Genomic DNA, 21,653 nt, shown 5'->3' on the forward strand with positions numbered 1-21,653 from the left:
CCCACCTCTAAACCCCCAGAGCACTGTGTCAACGGGTGGTTATGATCTCGGCATCGCGCAATTCTGGTGCCGCCATACCGGTTTGCCACAGCCAGTATTGGATGGGGCCTGGGCAGTTCAGGCTCACCACCTTGTGATTGCCGTGTTTATCGACAGCATGAATCGTCACCCCTTCGGTATAACCGTCCTTCAGGTAGTTCAAATCTTCGATCGCTTCATACACCGCCTGATCCAGCGTCATCCCCATCTTCATGTACAACACGACGGCACGGCTGGTGCCGCAACGAATGGTCATTTCCCCGGTATGCGTGCAAGCACAAGCGCCGTAACGGCTGTCGGCATACGAACCGCTGCCGATAATTGGGCTATCCCCCAATCGCCCCGGATATTTCCACGCCCAACCCGAGGTAGACGTGGCTGCGCTCAGTGTTCCCCCGCCATCAAGCGCTAAAAACACCGTGGTGTCACGTACACGTTCGGGATCGGTGGCATTGTTAGACAGCCCGGCCAGCGGAATATTCGGCCAGTCACGTCGCTGTTCTGCGCTCATCGCCTGTTCCAGCTTGTCCCACCATACGCGTTTGGAATCGGCGATCAGGTTATCACCCGCCAGCGCGCCAATTTCGGCAGCAAACCGGGCGGCTCCGGCACCCACCAGAATTTCGTGGTTAAGATCTTCCATCACCCGGTACGCAACCTCCACCGGATGCAGGTAGCCTTGTAACGCCCCCACGGCACCGGTGCGCAAACTGTCACCATCCATTACCGAGGCATCCAGTTCCATCTCACCCAATACGTTCGGCCAGCCACCATAACCAACAGTACGCACACTCGGGTCCAGTTCCACCAACTTGATGCCATCAACAATGGCGCGCAGGCCGTTGTGTCCCTGCTGCAGCCGTTCGGCAGACAGAGCGATACCCGGATGCCCTTCAGAATTTGCAATCACAATCATAAGGTTATGTTTCCTGCACGGCGTTGAGCGCCAAAAGAGATGCACCGGGGCCTCCGGTGATTGTCGCCAATGGAACACGTGTTCCATTAATAACTAAAAAGTATCGTTGCCCCGTTGAAAAGTCAAACTCAGGCGGCGAAAAGCGTGGTGCAACACGTCTTTTCACTGCGTGCTGTACGGACAGCAAACACCTGTCGTTCGACTACACTGTGATCTCGACCGCAAAACGCTTGAGGAGCCAAAATGCCTAAAAAAACTGTAGATCCAAGCCAACCGGCAGCACAGCAGGATATCCGTGCCTTTCTGGACGCGTTGAATGCAGGTGGTGGCAAGCCGATGGAAGAGATGAAACCGAAAGAGGCGCGTAAGGTATTGGAGGGCGCACAACGCAGCGTCGACGTGCCACTTCACGAGGTCGAGATCAACGAGAAGACGATCCATGTCGAGGGGCAGGACATCCTGTTGCACATCGTGCGTCCAGCCAAGGTTAAAGAAGCGCTGCCGGTATTTATGTTCTTCCACGGCGGTGGCTGGGTGCTGGGTGACTTCCCTACCCATGAACGGCTGGTACGCGATTTAGTCTACAGCGCAGGTGCCGCAGCGGTGTTCGTCAACTATACCCCCTCGCCGGAAGCCCATTACCCGACGGCCATTAATCAGGCCTACGCCGCCACTGAATGGGTGGCCGAATACGGCGAAAAAATCAACGTCGATGGCTCCCGCCTGGCCGTGGTCGGCAACAGCGTCGGTGGCAATATGGCGGCGGTGGTCAGCCTGATGGCCAAAGAAAAAGGCACCCCGGCGCTGCGCTGTCAGATCTTGCTGTGGCCCGTGACGCACGCCAACTTTGACACCGAGTCTTATCATCAATTTGCCGAAGGCCACTTCCTGACGCGCAACATGATGAAATGGTTCTGGGACAACTACACCACCGATAAAGCACAGCGTAAGGAAATTTATGCTTCACCGCTCAACGCCACGCTGGCACAGCTAAAAGGCCTGCCGCCGGCGCTGGTCCAGACCGCTGAACTGGACGTACTGCGTGATGAAGGTGAAGCCTATGCCCGGCTACTGAACGCTGCCGGGGTAGAGGTCACCTCCACCCGTTACAATGGGTTGATCCACGATTACGGCCTGCTGAACCCCATCGCCCATGTGCCGGCAGTGCATTCCGCCATCCATCAGGCCGGGCGAGCGTTGAAGCATTATCTGGCCTAGGTTATTCGGCATAATGGCAAGCCACCCTATGTCCCACCGCCACCGTACGTAACGCCGGGGCCAATTCCCGGCATTGTGCGGTCGCCCGCGGGCAACGGGTATGAAAACGGCAGCCGTGCGGCGGTTGCGCAGGGTCAGGCAACTCCCCCTGGGCCATCGCCTGCGGCAGCCGTGAAGGATCCAGACGAGGTACCGCCGCCAGCAACGCCCGGGTATAAGGATGCCGTGGCTGCCGGAATAGGCTATCGCGATCGGCGCTCTCCACAATCTGACCGAGATACATCACCGCCACGTCCTGACACAAATGCTCCACGACGCCAAGATCGTGAGAGATAAACAGGAAGGTCACCCCTTGCTGCTCCTGAAGATCGGAAAACAGGTTGATGATCTGTGCCTGGATCGAAACGTCGAGTGCCGAAATCGGCTCGTCCGCGACGATAAATTCCGGCTGCAGGATCAACGCGCGGGCAATACCGATACGTTGGCGCTGACCACCGGAAAATTCATGCGGAAAACGCCCATACTGTTGCGCCGATAAACCGCAGATCTTCATAGTGTCAATCACCCGGTCACGCAATTCACTTTTATGCGCCAGCCCATGCTCCAACAGGGCTTCACCGATGGCATCGCCAATACGCATCCTCGGGTTTAGCGAACTGTAAGGGTCTTGAAACACCAACTGCATCTTCGGGCGCAGGGCACGCAATCGGCAGGGACTGAGCTTATCCAGCGCCTGCCCGTTGAATAACACTTCACCGGCCGTTTTGTCGTGTAGCCCCAACAACGTACGGCCTACGGTGGTTTTCCCACTGCCCGACTCACCGACCAGGCCGAAAACAGTGCCTTTGCGAATACCAAAGCTGACATCATCCACCGCCCGCAGTTGTCCGGTTGTCTGGCCAAACACCCCTTCACGCAGCGGAAAATGCTTCTTCAAGCCTTTCACTTCCACCAAGAGATCAGACGGCATGAAAACGCCCTCCCGCATTGATAAAACAGGCAGACTGGCGCTGCAAAGTCCCGTACAAAGGCGGAATGCCGTCACGGCAACGTGCACTGGCCTGAGCGCAACGATCGGCAAAGGCACAGTGATCGGGCAGATTGGCGAGATCGGGCACCTGACCGGGGATCGAGTACAGTCTGCGCCGCCGCTGGCCGGCGACCGGCCGTGAAGCCATCAATCCCTGGGTATAGGGATGTTGTGGGTTGGCTAACACCTCCCGCGTGTCCCCCTGCTCGACAATGCGTCCGGCATACATCACGACCAGCCGATCGGCCATCTGGGCAATCACGCCAAGGTCGTGGGTGATCAACATCATGGCCATGTTATTTTTACGGCTCTGCTCACGCAGCAGCGCCAAGATCTGCGCCTGCACGGTGACGTCCAACGCCGTGGTGGGCTCATCGGCAATCAGCAACGCCGGCCGACAGCTGATGGCCATGGCGATCATAACGCGCTGCAACATACCGCCAGAAAGCTGGTGCGGATAACAGGTCATCAACTGTTCTGCGCGCGCCAACCCGACCTCGGTAATCAGCGCCGTCGCCTCACGCCAGGCGGTCTTTGGTGCTGTCCCTCGATGGCGGATTAACGGCTCCACCAATTGTTCGCCGATCGTCAATACCGGGTTCAGCGCGCTCATCGGTTCCTGAAATATCATGGCCAGCCGGTTGCCGCGCAAATCACGCATTTGTTGCGGACGCAGTTTGAGCAAGTCCTGCCCATCAAAATGAATTTCACCGCCGTCGATCTGTGCCAGCGGCTGCGGTAACAGCCCCATCAGCGCCATCGCGGTGACGCTTTTGCCGCAACCTGACTCGCCGACGATGCCCAGCGTCTGTCCGGCATGGAGTTCAAAGCTGACTTGCTGTACCGCACGCACCCGCCCTTGTTCGCCATTGAAAGCCACCGACAGTTGATTGAATGCCACCAGTGGCCGACTCATCGTTTCACCCCGTTCATTTTCGGATCGAGTGCGTCCCGCAGGCCGTCACCCAGAATATTAATCGCCACTACGGTGATAAAAATGGCCAACCCCGGCGGCATCCACAGCCAGGGACGACGCTGAAAATCGATCAGGCTGTTGGCCGCATCCATCATGTTGCCCCACGACGGCGTCGGCGGCACCACGCCCAGCCCCAGGTAACTGAGCGCTGACTCGCTGAGAATGGCGTTGGCGACACCCATGGTCGCCACTACAACCAAAATCGGAATGGTATTCGGCAACAGGTGACCGAACAAACGTCGGCGCGTGGACAGGCCCAAGACTTCTGTCGCCAACATAAAATCACGTTCTCGCAATGACAGGATCTGCCCGCGCACCAACCGCGCCAGAGACGGCCACCCCAGCAGGCTGAGCATGATCATCACCATATAAATGCGGTAGTCCGGCGAAACATCCAGTTCGGACAACATCGCCCCCATGATAATCAGCAATGGCAGGCTGGGAATGGTCATCAACAGATCGGCAAAGCGCATGATCAGTTTATCCACCAGTCCCCCCAGATAGCCGGACAGCGCGCCCAGCAGGTAGCCGAGCGTGACTGACAGCAGCATGGAGACCAAACCTATGGTCAGCGAGATGCGGCCTGCCAACAACAGGCGGGTATAGATATCGCGACCGAGAAAATCTGTCCCTAGCCAATGTTCGGCATTAGGCGCGTGGTTAATGTTTAGCGCATCGCCGGCATCGTCCTGCCACGGCGAAAACATCGGCCCAAAAACGCAGAGCAGGGTCAAAACCAGCAGCAGCAACAGCGAGGCCATCGCCAATCGGTGGCGACGCAGCCGTTGCCAGGCCTGTGCAACCGGTGGCGGCGACACGTGCGCCAGGGCGGGTAATTGCGCCTGCCGCCAACGACGACGGCGCCCAAAAAACAGCGTTGCCAACATACTCACCTCAAACGAATTCGCGGATCGGCATAGGCGTACAGAATGTCCGCCAGCAGATTGCCCAAAATGGTCAGCACCGCCAGAAAAAGCGTAAAGCCCATCAACACCGGGTAGTCGCGCGCAGCCAGAGAGTCAATGTGAATGTGCCCCGCGCCGGGCCAGTTGAAGATTTTTTCAGTGATCAACGCACCGGAAAACAGCGCGGGCAATTCAAACCCCAGTAGCGTAATGATGGGTAACAGCGCATTGCGCAGCGCATGTTTGACGATCACCGTTTTTTCCTTCAGACCTTTGGCCCGGGCGGTACGGATATAATCCATGCGGATCACGTCCAGCATGCTGGCGCGGAAATAGCGCGTCAGGGTCCCAGCCTGCAACATCACTAATGCCAGTACCGGCAGCAACAGATGTGCCGCCACTTCCCCCACCCAGGCCAATCCGGTCGCGTCACTGCCCGTTCGCAGCATGCCGCCCGCCGGTAACCAGTGCAGATCGACGGCAAACCATTTGATTAACAGCAAACAAAGGAAAAAAGTCGGGAATGACATTGCGCCGAACACCGCCACAGTGACCAGATGATCAAACAGCGAATAGGGTTTCATCGCCGACGCCACGCCGACCGCCAACGCAATGCCCCAGTAGAGCACCAGTGCCACTGACGCCAGCAGGAATGAATTCCAGATGTACTGATTCAGCAAGGTGCTGACCGGGATTTGGTACTGTAACGAAAAGCCGAGATCGCCTTGCAGCAGGCGACCAAGCCAATGCAGATAGCGGGTGAACAGCGGCTGATCCAACCCATACAACGCCCGCAGCTCGGCAGCCCGTTCCGCAGTAAGGTTGATGTTGCCGTCAATAAAGTCGCCAGGCGTCAGCGCGAAGATGAAGAAAATCAGCAGCGAGGCCAGTAACATCATCGGAATGGTTTGCAGCAAACGGCGCAGGATAAAATTTCTCATGGTGTTTTCCATCGCCGCCGCACGGCATCGCGCGGCGGCGCATTGCCGTTACTGAGCCAGTTTGACGTCCGGCAAACTGCCCGTCAGGCCGTTGTAAACGTCCGGCTTAAAACCGCTGACGCGCGCACTGCTGGCGCTGAGCACTTTACGGTTCCCCAGCAGGATCACCGGTGGATCCTCCGCCAGTACCTGGTACAGCTTATGGTACAAAGGCTTGCGCTGTTCAATATCCAACGTGGCGTTAGCGTGGCTAATCAGCTGATCCACCTGCGGATTGCTATAGCCGGTTTCACTCATCTGGCTAATGAAATCACGTACCCCGTCATGCGGGTCATTCAGCCCGCTGGTGCTGAGCGATGCCAGGTCATAATTACCCGCCTTGCGTTGGGCCAACAGCGCATTGAAGTCCAGCACCTGCGGCTTTAATAGCACCCCAATCTGCCGGTAGTTGTCTTTGGCAATGGGCACCAATGCATCGTTAATCAGCTTCTTGGTCACCAACAGCGTCAGTTCCAGCTTTTTGCCGTCTTTCTGACGAATACCGTCTGCACCCGGCACCCAGCCAGCCTGATCCAGCAGGCGTTTCGCTTTGTTGACGTCGTAAGCATAAGGATTGATACCCTGCGGATCATAGGCCCAGGAAACGGGAGAAATAGGCTGGTTAGCCACAGTGCCGTAACCCTGGTACACCACCGTAATCAGTTTCTGACGATCCAGGCCGTAGATCAGCGCCTGACGTACGCGCGCGTCCTGTAACGCCGGGCGCTTAAGGTTAAAATCCACCCGGCTGTAATCGCTTGAACTGTACAAGTTGATGTTGGCGAAACCCAAGAGTTTTAACTGCTCAATATCATCTGGCTTGGAGGTGAAGGCGTCATAGTCGGTTTCACCGGTTTGGAACAGCTGGAAGTTGGTCGTCGGGTTGGTTACGCGGTAAATAAAGCGCGCCACCGCCGGCTGACCCAGGTAGAAATGAGGGTTAGCGTGGAAGCGAATCTCCTGCCCTGGAATGTATTTGTCGTAAATATAAGGGCCGTTGCCTAACGGCTTGCCATTCAATGCGCGAACGCTTTCCAACTTACCGCGCTGATAGTCCTTGCCGTAATACGTCTTCGACAATACCGGCCCGCCAATCAGCTGCAGCGTGGTAGCGCCCGGCTGGGTGGTGGTGATCTGAATCGTCCGATCGTCGATCACGTTCAATCCGCTAATGCTGGGTGCTGTGCCGTTCTTGTATTCGGCGCCACCCTGAATATGCGCCGGGGTAATGTCGGTTTCACCGTCATAGGCCGGGTCATGCAGCAGCGTCAACGTAAAGGCGATGTCTTCGGCTTTGATAGGTGAGCCGTCACTGTTGACCAGATTAGGGCGCAGCTTGATGGTATACACTCGGTTATCCGGGCTGACTTGCCAGGACTCAGCCAACCGCGCCACCGGTTTCCCTTCCCTGTCCAGGCCAATTAACCGGGTGAAAATCACGTCGGTGACGTTCTCATCCCAACCGTTGGTAAACAGATAAGGGTTAAAGTTGCCCTGTGGCTCGAGAATACCCGCCACCACGGTGTCTTTTCTCAGCTTGGCAGCGGCCGGCACCAAACTGGCATCGCTCGCCGGAGTGATCCCCTCGGTTAACGTTTCTGCCTGTGCACTGCATGAAAGACCTATCGCGGTGGCCAGCGCCAACGGCACCAAACGTTTTTGCAACAGCCTGTTTATCTTATTTTTTATTCTGCTCACCCCAGCCCCTTGTCTACCCGTTGATAAAATGTGACAAAATTTATCGCAGAGTAATGGGCGGCCGGAGGGCTGTCTAACAACGAAACCGGCATTCCATTGCCGGAAAAAGCATTATGAATTTTTCTATTGCGAAACCCGATTGGTCAGCGTGGCTCAGTCTGCCGGTTCAAGCTGCCGGATAAGTTTGGCTAAGGTTTTGATCGCTGCCTCGTGCTTGTCGCTCCAGTCAAAAGAAGCGTTCAAGCGGAAGCAATGATTGAAATGATTGCCGGTAGTGAACATTCTGCCTGGTGCAATACTCACCCCCAGAGCCAGCGCACGCTGGTATAGCTCCATCGACGACAACGCCGGATCCAGCTCCAGCCACAGGAAATACCCCCCGTCGGGTTGGCTGACTTTCACCGTGGACGGGAAATGATGGGCGATAGCTTGACGCATCATACTTTGGCGCTGCGCCAGCAACCGGCGCAAGCGCCGCAGGTGTGTATCGTAACCGCCGTGTAGCAAATAATCGGCGAGCGCCAACTGTGTAGGGACGCTGGTCGATACGGTGCTCATCAACTGCAACCGTTGGATTTGCTGGGCATAGCGCCCCGCCGCTACCCAACCGACACGAAAGCCCGGTGCCAGGCATTTGGAGAACGACGAGCAATGCAGGATCTGCCCGCCACTGTCCAGCGCTTTGGCCGGTTGCGGACGCTCGGCGCTGAAATACAGCTCGCCGTAAACATCATCCTCGATCAACGAAATCTGGCGCTCGCGCAGTACGCTTACCAACCGCTGTTTATTTTCCTCCGGCATGCTGGCGCCCAACGGGTTCTGGAAGTGGGTCATTAACCAACAGGCCTTGATCGGGTACTGCTCTAACGCCTGTTCCAGCGCGTCCAGATCGATTCCGTCCTGCGGATGCGTGGCGATCGCCACCGCCTTCAACCGCAGGCGTTCCAACGCCTGCAATGCGCCATAAAAAGCCGGAGATTCAATCGCCACGTAATCCCCCGGCTGCGTCACCGCCTGAAGACTCAGGCTCAATGACTCCATCGCCCCGGCAGTAATGACTATTTCGTCCGGCGCTACCTGCATACCACTCAGCGCATAACGCTGGGCGATATGCCGCCGTAATGCATCATTGCCGGGCGGCAGGTTAGCCAGTGAACTGTGCGGCGTAAGCTTGCGCGCAACGCTGCTCAACGCCCGCGCCAGTTTAGGTTGAGCAAACAAGGTGGCGTCGGGGAACGCCGAACCGAAAGGAATAATAGCCGGGTCTTTGCACGCCTGCAGCACATCAAAAATAAAGGTGTTGATATCCACCTGTTCACTCAGCAACAGTTTTTCACCGTGCACCGGCTGTGGTAAGGGTTGCGGACGCGCCGCCACGTAATAACCGGACTGCGGCCGTGCAACGATCCACCCCTGACTCTCCAACAGTTGGTAGGACTGCACTACCGTCATCAGACTCAATCCCGCACGTTTACCGCTTTCACGCAGTGAGGGCAGTTTATCCCCCGCCCGCCATACCCGGTTCTGGATCTGTTCACGAATCTGTTGTGCAAGCTGCTCGTATCTGGTCATAGGCCCTAACTGTTATATGAAAAAGTGAAATAACTGTCACTATTATAGTCACTGTACTCCGTGATTAACTTAGCGCCAAGCTTTCCACAGAAAAATTACCGCTATACTGAAGAGGTTATTTTATGTTCAACCCAAGGAGGCGCCATGCTGGGTCTTGATGCACTAGAACTTGCCAGAATACAGTTCGCCTTCACCGTTTCTTTCCATATTATTTTCCCTGCAATCACCATCGGCCTGGCCAGTTATCTGGCGGTGCTGGAAGGTTTGTGGCTGAAAACGCGCAATGAAACCTACCGCGACTTGTATCATTTCTGGTCGAAAATTTTTGCCGTTAACTTCGGCATGGGCGTGGTTTCCGGCCTGGTTATGGCCTACCAATTTGGCACCAACTGGAGTTTCTTCTCCGAGTTCGCCGGCAGTATCACAGGGCCACTGCTGACCTATGAAGTGCTGACCGCCTTCTTCCTGGAAGCGGGTTTTCTGGGCGTCATGCTGTTTGGCTGGAACCGCGTCGGCCCTGGCCTGCACTTTTTCGCCACCTGCATGGTAGCGCTGGGTACGCTGATTTCCACGTTCTGGATCCTGGCGTCCAATAGCTGGATGCAGACGCCTCAGGGACACGAGATCATCAACGGCCAGGTGGTGCCGGTCGACTGGCTGAAAGTGATTTTCAACCCGTCATTCCCATATCGACTGTTGCATATGTCAACCGCCGCCTTCCTGTCTTCGGCGTTCTTCGTTAGCGCCTCCGCCGCCTGGCATTTATTGCGCGGTCGCGACACGCCAGCCATGCGTAAAATGCTGTCGATGGCCATGTGGATGGCACTGATTGTCGCCCCAATACAGGCGATGATCGGCGATGCCCACGGCCTGAATACGCTAAAATACCAGCCGGCAAAAATTGCCGCCATCGAAGGTCACTGGGAAAACCCGCCGGGGGAAGCCACGCCGCTGATCTTGTTCGGTTGGCCGGATATGCAGCGTGAGGAAACCCGCTTCAAGCTGGAAGTTCCCTACCTCGGTAGCCTGATCCTGACCCACAGCCTGACCGAACAGGTCCCGGCGCTGAAATCCTTCCCACCGGAGGACCGCCCTAACTCCACGGTGGTGTTCTGGTCATTCCGCATTATGGTGGCCCTGGGTATGTTGATGATCCTCGCCGGGGTCTGGAGCCTTTGGCTACGCTGGCGTGGCGGGTTATATCAATCGCGCCCGTTCCTCTATTTCATTCTCTGGATGGGGCCTTCCGGCTTGCTGGCGCTGCTGGCGGGTTGGTTCACGACCGAGATTGGCCGCCAGCCATGGGTCGTTTATGGCCTGCTGCGTACCAAGGATGCCGTTTCTGCGCACGGCGACATGCACATGAGCATCAGCTTATTGGCGTTTATCATCGTTTACTGTTCGGTATTCGGCGTGGGCTATTCCTACATGATGCGGTTGATCCGCAAAGGGCCGCAGCAGCATGAAAGCCATGAAGACGATACCGACGGCCGACCGGCACGACCGCTCTCCGCAGTAAAAGACACCTTGGACGACAGGAGCTGAACATGGGTATTGATCTTCCGTTGATTTGGTTTGTGATCATTGTGTTCAGCACCATGATGTACGTGGTAATGGACGGTTTTGATTTGGGCATCGGCATCCTGTTCCCGTGGGTAAAGGAAAGCGGTGACCGCGATGTGATGATGAACACCGTCGCCCCGGTATGGGACGGCAACGAAACCTGGCTGGTCCTGGGCGGCGCGGCACTGTTTGGTGCCTTCCCGCTGGCCTACGCCGTGATCCTCGACGCACTGGCTATTCCGCTCACCCTGATGCTGTTCGGGTTAATCTTTCGCGGTGTGGCCTTTGAGTTTCGCTTTAAAGCCCGGCCAGAAAAGCGCCACATTTGGGACAAGGCATTTATTTGGGGGTCGATCTTTGCCACCTTCAGCCAGGGAGTGGTGGTCGGGGCCATCATTAACGGCTTCCCGGTCAACGGCCGTACCTATGCCGGTGGCGCACTCGACTGGCTGACGCCGTTCGCGCTGTTTTGCGGGCTGGGGCTGGTGGTGACTTATGCGTTACTCGGCTGCACCTGGCTGGTGATGAAAACGGCCGGCGACCTACAGGCGCGTATGTATTGGTTGGCAACGCCGCTGCTGGTGATCCTGCTGCTGGTATTGGCCGTCGTCAGTATCTGGACGCCCATTGCTCACCCGGAAATCGCCACACGCTGGTTCACGTTACCTAACCTGTTTGTGCTGCTGCCAGTGCCTATATTGGTGCTGCTTAGCGCCTGGGGCATCCGGCATGGGGTGAAAAATGCCGCGCATTACTCGCCGTTCTTGCTCACCCTGCTGCTGGTATTTCTGGGGCTCAGCGGATTGGGCATCAGCATTTGGCCACTGTTGATCCCACCGTCCATCACCCTGTGGCAAGCCGCCGCGCCACCGCAAAGCCTCGGTTTTATGTTGGTGGGGGCGCTCTTTATCATTCCGATTATTTTGGTTTATACCTTCTGGAGCTACTACGTGTTCCGCGGCAAGGTCAGCCATGAACATGGCTATCACTGATGAGGGAAGAAACTATGCAGGATAAAACCTCACCCGCCCCTTGGTGGAAACGCATCGGCTGGCTGGTCGTCATCTGGAGTGCCAGCGTGCTGGGGCTGTTTGCAGTCGCGTCGATGTTCCGGCTGTTGATGAATGCTGCGGGCATGAGAACGCATTAACCCAGGCGCTGTCTGGCAAGCGTGGGCGGTAAAATGCCCACGCTAATCACTCCCCCGGTTTTCGCCCCATCGCGCTCAGAAAACGCTGTTGCAAATGCAGCAGCTCCCCCAGCGCCAACACCCGATAGTCGATCCCAAAACGCGGCGCCACCTCAGCAATAATACGGCTCAAGGCCGGGTAATGCCGGTGACTCCAATGCGGAAACAGGTGGTGTGTCAGATGCAAATTGGCACCGCCCAACCAATAGCCCAACCAACGCGGCCGGGGAAACCAGTCAAACGTCGTGGCGAACACATGATGATACCAGCCGTGCGGTAGCGGCCCCTGCGCCGGCGCCTGATAAAACTTCGCCTTGGCCCAATGGGTACCGATAATCAGCATCACAAACAGTAATGACGAAAGCATCTGGCTCAGCAAATACACCAGCACAAGTTGCCCCACGCCTATCGCTGGCGACAACAGGTAACAGGGTATCGCCAACGCCAGCAGCACATGCGCGGTTTTGCCCATCAAAAACACACTCCAGCCACGGATCCCCCGTTGCGCCATTCGTGCCGCGACCCGGGTTCTTCCCGCCCGATCCAGCCAATCGAACAACCAGATGTAATACGGGAAGGTCATTGCAGCCACCAGCGGCCAGTAAAAACGCTGAGCACGCATAAAAGACCGCCAAGGCTGGAATGGCGTCTGACGCAGTACGCCGTTGGCGTCGATATCGGGATCGTAATGCTCTATGTTGTTGTGTGCATGATGAAAAATAACGTGCCGCACCCGCCAGCAATCAGGATCTAATCCCAGTGGAATGCTCACCAGGCAATTCAGCCAGCGATTGGCCCACGGCTGCCTGAAAAATGCGTTATGCGACGCATCATGAACCACGTTTACCGTGAGGAACATTCCAATAAAAATAAAACCGAAGTAACAGGCAAAAAACGCCCAAAAGCTGTGTTGTTGCAGGCTCAGCCCATAACAAAACGCACACAGCGCCAGCAGTAGCAACACCTTGGCCAACATGCCCCTATCCGCAAAACGGTGGTCGCGGTTTTCGGCCAGGTAATGCTGTGCAGCCTGCATCAATGCACGATGCAGGCCAGAGTCATCACGCTGAAAAGCCAGCGGGCGCAACGCGGTCATGGCTGCCCCATCCGGCGTAAGAATTGCTGTTGCTGCGCCAGCAGCTCAGTGTAACCAATGCAGCGATAGTCCATACCATGCTGTGCCGCCAGCTGCGCCACTATGGCGGCCAGCGCCGGATAATGCCGGTGATTCCAACCGGGGAACAGATGATGGGTCAGATGATAATTCAACCCGCCGGTCAGATGCCGTAACGCACGCGGCGAGGTTTCCCAATCGCACGCGGTAGCAAAATTGTGTCGATACCAGCCGTGCGGCATGCTTTCGCCTTCCGGCACCGCGTAAAACTCAGCCTGCGCCCAATGGGTGCCCAACAACAAAAACACCACCAACAGTGAGGCACACATCTGACTGAGTGCATAAGCCAGCAGAACCCATTGCCAACTGATGCCGTTTTGTTGACACAACACCAGCGGTACGGCCAGCACCAGCAGCAGATGGCCAATCTTGCACAGGATAAACACGGCCCAACCGCCGCGCCCCGGTAAAATATTCTTCTCATGCAAGGGGGTTTTCCCCATGCGATCCGACCAGTCAAAAATCCAGGCGATATAGGGCAGCGAGAGTGCGGCAATCACCGGCCAATACAGATGCTGATAGCGCATGTGTTTACGCCAGCGTTGAAACGGCGTTTGGCGAAAGAAGCCATTTTCCTCGGTATCCAAATCGTAATGTTCAACATTGGCATAAACGTGGTGATACTCCACGTGCCGCACGCGCCAATAATCCGGATCCACCCCCAGCGGCAACGTGACTAACCGCCCTACCAGCCGGTTGGCCCAGGGGCTGCGCAAAAAGGCATTATGCGAAGCATCGTGATTCACATTCACGTTGAGCAACATCCCCATCATCACAAACAGGAAATAACAGCCGAAAAACGCCCACGGCTGTTGCTGCATCAGACTCAGCACATAAAAAGCGCAGCACAGCACCAGCAGCAGTGCCGCTTTGGCCAGCCGCCAGCCGTCGGCATAACGGTGGTCGCCCGCCAAATAGGCGTGCGCAGCCTGTTTGAGCGCACGATGAAACGCCTGTTCGCCATCGGCGGGAAAACGCAGCGGTGGAAGCGTATCAGCCATGCGACACCCCCGCCGGGACCGGCTTTTTCGCCCGGCCCCATCCTAATGCCACGCAAACACCGTGCAGTGCGATAACGGCCATCGCAATTTGCCAATAGCGCTGCGACCACCCAAGATAACCGATGAACAACAGCGGAATACTCAGCGTAATCAGCAACCAGGCAGCAATCGCCCAGCGATGTCCTTCTGTCATGCCCCCCAACGCCATTGACCCAAACGCCAGCAGGACCAACAACGCCATTTGCGGCCAGCTCACGTCACTGTAGCCGTAGCCGTACTGGTAAACATAACCAATGACCAGCGTAAACAGCAGCATCGCGCCGCTGAACACGCTCAGCGCCGAGCAACGGAAACGCCCCGTGGCCACTTTAGGCCGCCAGGACAGGCGTAAGTAACGCAAGAAAGGAAGATTGCTCGCCCAGAACGGATTCGCAGACGGCTTCTCGCCGCTGACGCCGTACACAAAGGGCGTTTCAGGCAGGTTAGGGCAAAAAGTACCGAACAGTTTGTCCCAGAAGATAAAGCTGCCACCAAAATTTTTGTTCGAATAGGCCATGTCTTTAACGTGATGCACCCGATGATGCGCCGGCGTGACCAGGATTTTTTCCAACAGGCCAAGCTTGGGGGTTAGCGCATTATGGTTAAACAGCTGAATGCTGTAGTGCAGGATAGACACCGTGACAAACACTGACAACGGCACCCCCAGCAGCGCCAATAATAAAAAGAACGGGATTGACGTAAGTGACGAATACCAGGAATTTCGCACCCCCAGCGAGAGATTGAAATGCTCCCCCTGGTGATGCACCACATGCACTGCCCACAGTACCCGTAAATAATGGTGCAAGCGGTGCAACCAGTAAAAGCCGAAGTCCCACGCCAGCAGGGCAAACAGCCACATCAGCACCGGTGGCCAGCTATCCAACAGGCCCAGGCTAAAATGCGCCGCCACGTAGCCATAGCAGGTGATCTCCAGCCCGCGAAACAGCCACAGCATGATATGACCGGAGTTCAAATTGAACACCAGATCGTGCCAGTTCACCTGCCGCCGCTGGGCATACTGCAACACCAGCGCCTCACCAATGACGACAAACAGCATGAACACGATTGGCAACGCCAGTTCGCTCATCCTATTTCTCCTTTGACGGCATTTCGCCGCACGCTATGTAGGCGCTGCACCACCCAACCGGCAATAAACGCCAACAGTGCCCCACTGACCAGATCAACCAGCAAATGGCGACGCAATTGCAGAATGGAAAACGCGATCGCCAGCGCCCATAACATGAGCAACGCCGTTCTCACTTTACGCTGCCTATCGCTCAATGCCCACACGGCCAGCACCGTTAGCGTCATGTGAAGCGAGGGCAGGCAATTTTGCAGTGAATCGACCTGGGTCAAGGCCGCCAGCAGTTGCGAGCTTATTCCGTCGCCCTTGTCTTGCGGATACACCAACGTGGTTGGCCACAACAGGTATACCGCTCCTGCGCCCACGGCGGCCAATTGCATCGCCGCTCTCAGCCATTTGACCCGCTGAATCGGCGCCAACAGATAGCCGAGCGGGACAATGATAAAGAAGGACAGGTACAACCAAATGGCTGACGGGCTAAACGGGATCCAGCGGTCAATTGCCGATGGCGGGAGCAGGGTGCCGGTTCCTTGTAGACGATCGGTTAAAGTATAAACGACGCCCACACATCCCCAGCCCAGCAACATTTGCCACAGCCGGTACACCACCGTCTTCATCATGCACCCGCCCGGCGGATAATCCGCCTTCTCTTACGATCAAACTGCGGCATCACCGCCTGTACCGTCCGTTGCCACTCCAGATTGGCGATGGCAATGCCCTGCTGTTCAAACAATGCGGCCAGCTGCGTCTGACAGTGTGCCAACTCAGCCTCGCTACAGTCGGCGATCAGGTGCAATTGCTTCTCACCCTCTTGGATCAGCCGATAATCGCTGGTCAGCGGCAACGCATTGGCAATCACGCGGCTGCACACGTCGGCAAACACCACCTGCGGCTGTTCAAACTGATTGGGCAACACCAGTTGATCGTCACGCCGCCCTTCGATACGCGCAATCGCCATTGAAGGCTGCCCACAAGGACAAGGCTCTGTCTGTTTGACCAACACGTCATCCAGCCGGTAGCGAACAATGGGCTGGGTGCTACGGGTAAAGTCCGTGATCAACGGTGTAAAACGCTGCGCATCGATCCACTGCGGTTCAATATGCAAGAATTCTTCATTCAGATGCAGAGTGCCGTGCGAACACGTGGCGGCCAGGAAGCCCTCAGTGGCCTGATACACCTCCCCCACCACGGGAAAGACCTGCGCAAGCAGACGTCGGTCTTGTTCTTCCAACACCTCCGCCACCGAAATCACCTTCTTGACCTCAAGACGAATCTGTTTGGCTAACACCGCCAGCGCCAATGCGCGCAGTACCTGCGCCGGTGCGACAATGATGGTCGGTGCTTGCTGCTCCAGCCGAGACAGCTGTGGAGTAAAAGGCGCAAAGAGATCGTAAAACGCCAGGCTCAGCCAACGATTGTTCACGCTGTGATACAGGTTGTTGTCCGCCCGCAGAAACAGCGCAACGCGCTCACCGGCAAACAGACCGTCCGGCAGCATTTTCGCCAGCATGCCTCCGGCCCAAACCTGCTGTTCACGCGGGCTGACGACAAAAATGCCACGCTGCCCTGATGTTCCCGACGACAGACCGACGCTGTATTTCCCGATTTTCGGCGTAAAATCCCGCTCGGCTTCGCTGCGCTGCGCGCAGGCCAACAGCGCATCGCGTTGCAACCCGGCCGTGTTCATTTGATCGAACTGCGCCATCATCAACGCCTTGTCCATCTGCGGCCAGGTGGCTATCGCTTGCCGGTTGAAGCGCCTAAAGTACGGGCTTTTGCTCAAGACGCGCCGTGCGAATCGTTTTAACTGCCTGTTCTGGTATGCCACCAAAGACTGGCGATCGGAAAAGGCTAAACGGCGCGCCCGAAAGTAGTGCCACAGTGTCATTAACGGGATCATAAGTCGCCCTCATGGCACAGCAGGATCTCGGCATTGCCACTCGCCCACAGCTGGTTCAGCCGCTCCAGCGTGCGGTAATAGGCGTTGGCATCCTCCATCACCAGGTTGGCCAACCGTGAAGGCCCGCGCAACTGCTGATAGCTTAACGGAGACCAGGCGGCGTCGCTGGCGAGCAGCGTCCAGCCGTTATCGGTGAGGATAAACGCACCGATATGGCCAGCAGCGTGTCCCGGCAGATCTACCAGCACGATGTGCCCTTCGCTGCCCGGTAACGCATAGCCGCGATCGAAGGGGGCCAGCAGCGCTGGCAGACTGACCTGAGGAAAACTTTCGATAAACGCCAGGTTTGTCTCAAAGCTTTCTGGGATCAGGCCAGGGATAAAGGCGCGTTTTAATGCGGCAAAGCCGCGCAGCTCACGGGTTTTCCGCCAACCGCCACCGGAACAGATAAAGTCGAGGTGTGCAAAATCACGCAGCCCGGCGACGTGATCGGCATGAAAATGTGAAACGATTAACGCCTGAATATCATTGGCATCATAGCCAGCGGCGCGCAATTGTTGCGCCAAGGATGCGTTGGCGTCGAAATACACCGGCGTCATCTGCCGGTAGATACGGAAAATGCCGGACGCTGTCTGCTGCTGGAAATAATGTGCATAGCCGGTGTCCCACAGCCAACGGCGTTCTCCCACTTCCAGCAGGTAAGCGCGCGCCGGGAATTTGCACACCCGGAACCCGGCGCCACGCAGCGCCATACAACCGATGTGGGTACAGTACCCCACTTCAAACACCGTCACCTTAGCCATAGGTCACGCCTCCCTGCTGTTTAAGCCACTCAGCGGTCAGGCGGATCCCTTCCTGCATCGAATAACGGGGTAAATAGCCCAGTTCTTCGATGGCGCGGGTCGGGCTAAGCGTCATATCGAAATACACCGCTGCCACGCTATAACGCGTGAGCAAGGGCTCTTTGCCGGTAAAGCGGGCCAGCAGCTCCAGCCCCCCAGCCAGCACACTCAGCAAGGGATACGGCACAGACTGTAGCCGATAATCTACCCCCATCTGCTGACGCAACAACGCATCCAGCATATCCGCCAGCCGCTGCGGTTGGTGGTTTGTGATGTTGTAAACCGCACCGGATGGCAAACGGGGCTGGCGGCTCGCCAGATCCATCGCATGCACCACGTTGAGTACAAAGGTCAGATCCAGCCGTGCTTTCCCTCCGCCGGGCAAGCGCAGTACACCGCGGTCGCGATCCAGCTGTTGCAGCAGACGTGGCACAATCACTCGGTCGTGTGGGCCGAATAAACCTCTCGGGCGCAGAATAACGTAGGTCGTTTGCGGGTAGCGCGGCACAGCCCCCAGTAACCGCTGTTCCGCGGCATATTTACTGGCCGCGTAATGATTGGCGAAGCGTCGCGCACGGTATCCTTCCTCAACATCTTGATGAGGTTTGAAATCGAAATAAATTGCCGGCGTAGAAATATGAATAAAGCGCTGCACGCCGCACGCCCCTGCCGCCTCAGCCAGCTTTTCTGTGGCAACCACATTGGCCTGATAAAACTCGGCCTTGCTGCCCCAAGGGGAGGACTTTGCCGCACAGTGCCATACCCAATCGCAACCCGCCATCAGTTGCCGGCACTGTTCCGCCGTGGCCTGCATTAAATCCAACGGACTAAACTCGGCCCCCAACTGCCTGAGCTCGTCGCCGGCTTGCTTATCGCGCCCGGTAGCACGCACCTGATAGCCTGCGTCCAGCAACCCCTGTGCGGCATTGCGGCCCAGCCCACTGGTGGCTCCCGTGACCAACACCTTCACGGCAGCAGTACCATGCCAGCCAGGGATAACCCGGCGGCGGTGCCAATGAGCATCACCGGCTTCCCAGGGTTAAAGCGTCCGTCGGTCACCGCGGCATGCAGAGCCGTGGGAATAGACGCGGCCACCTGATTGCCGTGATAGCGGTAAATGTCCACCAGCACCTCGCTGGACACATGCAGCCGCTTACGCATATGTTCAAGTGACAGATGACTGGCCTGATGCGGCACAACCGTGGCGATCTGCGCCAACGTCAGGCCGCTGGCGGCCAGCAGACGAGCAAGGTAGTCTTCGATCAACGCCGAGGCCTGACGGAACAGCTGTTTACCTTGCATATGAAACAGGAAGTCGCTGCCGGTCATACCCGCCCGTGGATTACGGCGGGTGCCCCCGGCGCGGATCTCACACAGTTCACTGCCTTCGGGGTAAGTTTCCACCAGGCTTGCCAGAATGCCACTGGTTCCCTCACCCCGTTCAACAATGGCACAAGCCGCGCCATCGCCAAAAATCAGCGAGGACTCTTCATGATCCCAGTCGATGCCGCGCGAGGCCAAATCTGCCGAGATAATCGCAATACGTTTATAGGTACCGGTATTGAGCAAACCGGCAGCCACTTGCATCGCAGAGATAAAACTGACGCAGCTGCTGTTAATGTCAAAGCCTGCCGTACCGGGTGCCAAACCGGCGATTTTGAGAATGTGCGCCGCAGTACAAGGCAGCGCCTGCACCGAGATCGCAGACGCGGAAATCAATAAGTCGATGGATTGCGCGTCGATATTGCAACGGGCCAAGGCATCCTGTAACGCAGCCACCGCCAGCTCAGCCTGACTCGCATCATCAGCCGCGTGATAACGATGAACGATGCCGGAGCGTTTTTCGACGTAACCGGCAGGCTTACGCAACAACCTGTCCAGTGTGGAGGATTCGACGCGATTAGGCGGTAATGCCGCCCCGGTAGCGATGACCTTCAGAGGCAGCAACGCAGGTGACGAAAAAGCGTGTATTGTCATTATTGTTATTGATTAACCTGAATATCCATAAAGCGATCTCCCGGCGCTACTCTACTGGCAGCGACGAGTCATCCCCGGTTTTAAATCCCAAAATGCCCGCATACAGGGGCTATTGATTGTTTTTATAGCTTACGAATAGCCGACATCCATCGACAGTAAGTGTCACCATACTGAGATAGTAAGTTTACGGCAAGGAAGCAAAAATGCATAAATTGGCAAACATTATCTGGTGGGACTGTGAGGGAAGTAAAAGGAGATCACCAGTGTGACCAGAGGCAGTGCGCCAATCTTCAACAGCTCGAACACCTGCCTGATAGACTCATTTTGATCCCAGTAGGCGTGGGCGACAAAAACGCCCACGCTGATAACGAAGATACCGCACAACACCTGACGCGCCAGCCGCAGACGCTCCATTTCATCGAACACTAATGTCGGGTCCAAATACAGTGTTTCTGCATCCACTTTTGCATTCTGGTTTTCGGTCCTCATGGGAAAACCCCCACGACCTGACCCACCGCCTCCAGCACCTCACCGTTCTCGCGCACAATACCAAGCGAGGACCCATCTTGCTTCGCCCACTGCCTGTCAGCAATGCTAATTAGCGCAAAAGCCAGGCGGATCACATCCGTTTTCGCCATCCCATGCCGCTTAGCTATATCGTTCAGATTATCGTCGATTTCATTTGATAATCGAATTGGCAAACTGCGCATCCCCCACCTCCTGTGGCTGTCTGTTAGCAGGGAAAGCTTACTTCACCAGCAAGCGTTGTTCAATTAGCGAACTGCGTAACATCTCGCATATTCAGCAGTTTGCGAGAAATAAACCGTTATCGATACCGTCAGAGCTGAGTGAAATAGAAGGCAAACTGCAGCTATCGACGGTTGCGCACCAACTGATAACGGCGAGTCAGATACTCTACCGGCACACTCCAGATATGCACCAAGCGGCAGAATGGGAACAGCACGAACAGCGTCATCCCCAGTACCATATGCAGTTTAAAGATAGGGGCAACACCCACCAGATGCTGTGACGCACCGGTGTGGAACGTCACCACAGCCTGCGCCCAGCCCACCAGTTTCATCATCTCGCTGCCGTCCATATGTTGGGCGGAGAACGGAATGGTCAGCAGACCGAGGCACACCTGCACCACCAACAGCGTCAGGATCATAATGTCTCCAAAGCTGCTGGTCGCCCGCACCCGTGGGTTAGTCAGGCGGCGTTTCAGCAACAGAGCACCGCCGATCAATGTCATCACCCCGCAGGCACCACCGGCGATCATGGCCAGTTTCTGCTTAACATCAATCGGCAGGAAGGATTCATACATCCAGTGCGGCGTCAGCATGCCAAGGAAATGCCCGGCAAAGATACCCAAAATACCGATGTGGAACAGATTGGAGGCCAGGCGCATGCCCTTTTTATCCAGCATCTGGCTGGATCCTGCGCGCCAGGTGTATTGGCCGTAATCGTAACGTAGCCAGCTGCCAATCAGGAAAATCGCCCCTGCCAGATAGGGGTAAATATCGAAGAAGAACTGATTTAAAAATTGCATG

Annotated in this window: 22 protein-coding genes; 4 read left to right on the forward strand and 18 right to left on the reverse strand. The window is 56.5% G+C overall.

Going from position 1 to position 21,653, the window contains the following annotated elements; genetic code table 11:
• Positions 1-28 precede the first annotated feature (28 nt).
• A complete protein-coding gene (locus AC2FC2_RS22465; RefSeq protein ID WP_209635325.1) occupies positions 29-955 on the reverse strand; it encodes a glycosylasparaginase in 927 nt (308 codons plus the stop codon).
• 243 nt (positions 956-1,198) lie between these two features.
• On the opposite strand from AC2FC2_RS22465, the gene AC2FC2_RS22470 reads away from it, so the two are divergent.
• Positions 1,199-2,173 (forward strand): alpha/beta hydrolase, encoded by a 975-nt coding sequence (locus AC2FC2_RS22470; protein ID WP_490308182.1) that lies wholly within the window; start codon positions 1,199-1,201, stop codon positions 2,171-2,173.
• A 1-nt stretch (position 2,174) separates the two neighbouring features.
• Here the strand turns inward: AC2FC2_RS22470 and AC2FC2_RS22475 are convergent, their stop codons facing one another.
• The 6 genes from AC2FC2_RS22475 to AC2FC2_RS22500 all read right to left on the reverse strand — a co-directional run bounded on the left by AC2FC2_RS22475 (position 2,175) and on the right by AC2FC2_RS22500 (position 9,334).
• Positions 2,175-3,143 carry an ABC transporter ATP-binding protein gene (locus AC2FC2_RS22475; protein WP_490659934.1) on the reverse strand — a complete coding sequence of 323 codons (969 nt, stop codon included), beginning with the start codon at positions 3,141-3,143 and terminating at the stop codon, positions 2,175-2,177.
• A complete protein-coding gene (locus AC2FC2_RS22480; protein WP_209635331.1) occupies positions 3,133-4,119 on the reverse strand; it encodes an ABC transporter ATP-binding protein in 987 nt (328 codons plus the stop codon). The genes AC2FC2_RS22475 and AC2FC2_RS22480 overlap by 11 nt, the downstream gene beginning before the upstream one ends.
• Positions 4,116-5,066, reverse strand: a complete 951-nt coding sequence (opp4C, locus tag AC2FC2_RS22485) for an oligopeptide ABC transporter permease (protein WP_490659935.1) — start codon at positions 5,064-5,066, stop codon at positions 4,116-4,118. The genes AC2FC2_RS22480 and opp4C overlap by 4 nt, the downstream gene beginning before the upstream one ends.
• A gap of 2 nt (positions 5,067-5,068) precedes the next feature.
• Positions 5,069-6,025: an ABC transporter permease gene (locus tag AC2FC2_RS22490; protein WP_209635335.1), complete on the reverse strand. Its 957-nt coding sequence runs from the start codon at positions 6,023-6,025 to the stop codon at positions 5,069-5,071.
• 48 nt (positions 6,026-6,073) lie between these two features.
• Complete coding sequence (locus AC2FC2_RS22495; RefSeq protein WP_490659936.1) at positions 6,074-7,762, reverse strand: ABC transporter substrate-binding protein; 1,689 nt, start codon at positions 7,760-7,762, stop codon at positions 6,074-6,076.
• Between the two features lie 153 nt (positions 7,763-7,915).
• On the reverse strand, positions 7,916-9,334 hold the full coding sequence (locus AC2FC2_RS22500) for an aminotransferase-like domain-containing protein (RefSeq protein WP_209635339.1): 1,419 nt from the start codon (positions 9,332-9,334) through the stop codon (positions 7,916-7,918).
• Positions 9,335-9,478: 144 nt separating this feature from the next.
• Here AC2FC2_RS22500 and AC2FC2_RS22505 point away from each other — a divergent pair, with 144 nt between their 5' ends.
• From AC2FC2_RS22505 to AC2FC2_RS22515, 3 genes are read left to right on the forward strand one after another with little or no spacing between them, the layout of a single operon-like run.
• Positions 9,479-10,879: a cytochrome ubiquinol oxidase subunit I gene (locus AC2FC2_RS22505; RefSeq protein WP_265553747.1), complete on the forward strand. Its 1,401-nt coding sequence runs from the start codon at positions 9,479-9,481 to the stop codon at positions 10,877-10,879.
• A 2-nt stretch (positions 10,880-10,881) separates the two neighbouring features.
• A complete protein-coding gene (gene cydB, locus AC2FC2_RS22510; RefSeq protein ID WP_490659937.1) occupies positions 10,882-11,889 on the forward strand; it encodes a cytochrome d ubiquinol oxidase subunit II in 1,008 nt (335 codons plus the stop codon).
• A 14-nt stretch (positions 11,890-11,903) separates the two neighbouring features.
• Positions 11,904-12,047 carry a DUF2474 domain-containing protein gene (locus AC2FC2_RS22515; protein WP_209635345.1) on the forward strand — a complete coding sequence of 48 codons (144 nt, stop codon included), beginning with the start codon at positions 11,904-11,906 and terminating at the stop codon, positions 12,045-12,047.
• Between the two features lie 46 nt (positions 12,048-12,093).
• Here AC2FC2_RS22515 and AC2FC2_RS22520 read toward each other — a convergent pair whose 3' ends face one another.
• The 11 genes from AC2FC2_RS22520 to narI form a co-directional block, all read right to left on the reverse strand.
• The gene (locus AC2FC2_RS22520; protein WP_490308177.1) at positions 12,094-13,182 is read right to left on the reverse strand and encodes a fatty acid desaturase family protein; all 1,089 of its coding nucleotides are present in this window, start codon (positions 13,180-13,182) and stop codon (positions 12,094-12,096) included.
• Positions 13,179-14,261, reverse strand: a complete 1,083-nt coding sequence (locus AC2FC2_RS22525) for a fatty acid desaturase family protein (RefSeq protein WP_490308176.1) — start codon at positions 14,259-14,261, stop codon at positions 13,179-13,181. The genes AC2FC2_RS22520 and AC2FC2_RS22525 overlap by 4 nt, the downstream gene beginning before the upstream one ends.
• Positions 14,254-15,387: a sterol desaturase family protein gene (locus tag AC2FC2_RS22530; RefSeq protein WP_404759391.1), complete on the reverse strand. Its 1,134-nt coding sequence runs from the start codon at positions 15,385-15,387 to the stop codon at positions 14,254-14,256. The genes AC2FC2_RS22525 and AC2FC2_RS22530 overlap by 8 nt, the downstream gene beginning before the upstream one ends.
• Entirely contained in the window at positions 15,384-16,001 is a 618-nt protein-coding gene (locus AC2FC2_RS22535) for a phosphatase PAP2 family protein (protein WP_490659946.1), read from the reverse strand. Before AC2FC2_RS22535 ends, AC2FC2_RS22530 begins: the two co-directional genes overlap by 4 nt.
• A complete protein-coding gene (locus tag AC2FC2_RS22540; protein ID WP_490659938.1) occupies positions 16,001-17,284 on the reverse strand; it encodes a F390 synthetase-related protein in 1,284 nt (427 codons plus the stop codon). Before AC2FC2_RS22540 ends, AC2FC2_RS22535 begins: the two co-directional genes overlap by 1 nt.
• A complete protein-coding gene (locus tag AC2FC2_RS22545) occupies positions 17,281-18,087 on the reverse strand; it encodes an MBL fold metallo-hydrolase (protein ID WP_265553759.1) in 807 nt (268 codons plus the stop codon). Before AC2FC2_RS22545 ends, AC2FC2_RS22540 begins: the two co-directional genes overlap by 4 nt.
• Positions 18,080-19,096 carry an NAD-dependent epimerase/dehydratase family protein gene (locus AC2FC2_RS22550; protein WP_490659939.1) on the reverse strand — a complete coding sequence of 339 codons (1,017 nt, stop codon included), beginning with the start codon at positions 19,094-19,096 and terminating at the stop codon, positions 18,080-18,082. The genes AC2FC2_RS22545 and AC2FC2_RS22550 overlap by 8 nt, the downstream gene beginning before the upstream one ends.
• Positions 19,093-20,103, reverse strand: a complete 1,011-nt coding sequence (locus tag AC2FC2_RS22555; RefSeq protein ID WP_265553763.1) for a 3-oxoacyl-[acyl-carrier-protein] synthase III C-terminal domain-containing protein — start codon at positions 20,101-20,103, stop codon at positions 19,093-19,095. The genes AC2FC2_RS22550 and AC2FC2_RS22555 overlap by 4 nt, the downstream gene beginning before the upstream one ends.
• A 222-nt stretch (positions 20,104-20,325) precedes the next feature.
• Entirely contained in the window at positions 20,326-20,592 is a 267-nt protein-coding gene (locus tag AC2FC2_RS22560) for a hypothetical protein (RefSeq protein WP_490659940.1), read from the reverse strand.
• On the reverse strand, positions 20,589-20,813 hold the full coding sequence (locus AC2FC2_RS22565; RefSeq protein ID WP_209635364.1) for a ribbon-helix-helix domain-containing protein: 225 nt from the start codon (positions 20,811-20,813) through the stop codon (positions 20,589-20,591). Before AC2FC2_RS22565 ends, AC2FC2_RS22560 begins: the two co-directional genes overlap by 4 nt.
• Positions 20,814-20,974: 161 nt before the next feature.
• Complete coding sequence (gene narI, locus AC2FC2_RS22570) at positions 20,975-21,652, reverse strand: respiratory nitrate reductase subunit gamma (RefSeq protein ID WP_265553766.1); 678 nt, start codon at positions 21,650-21,652, stop codon at positions 20,975-20,977.
• Between the last annotated feature and the right edge of the window lies 1 nt (position 21,653).

This window comes from Serratia sp. CoH_122_TC_1 (assembly GCF_058191755.1).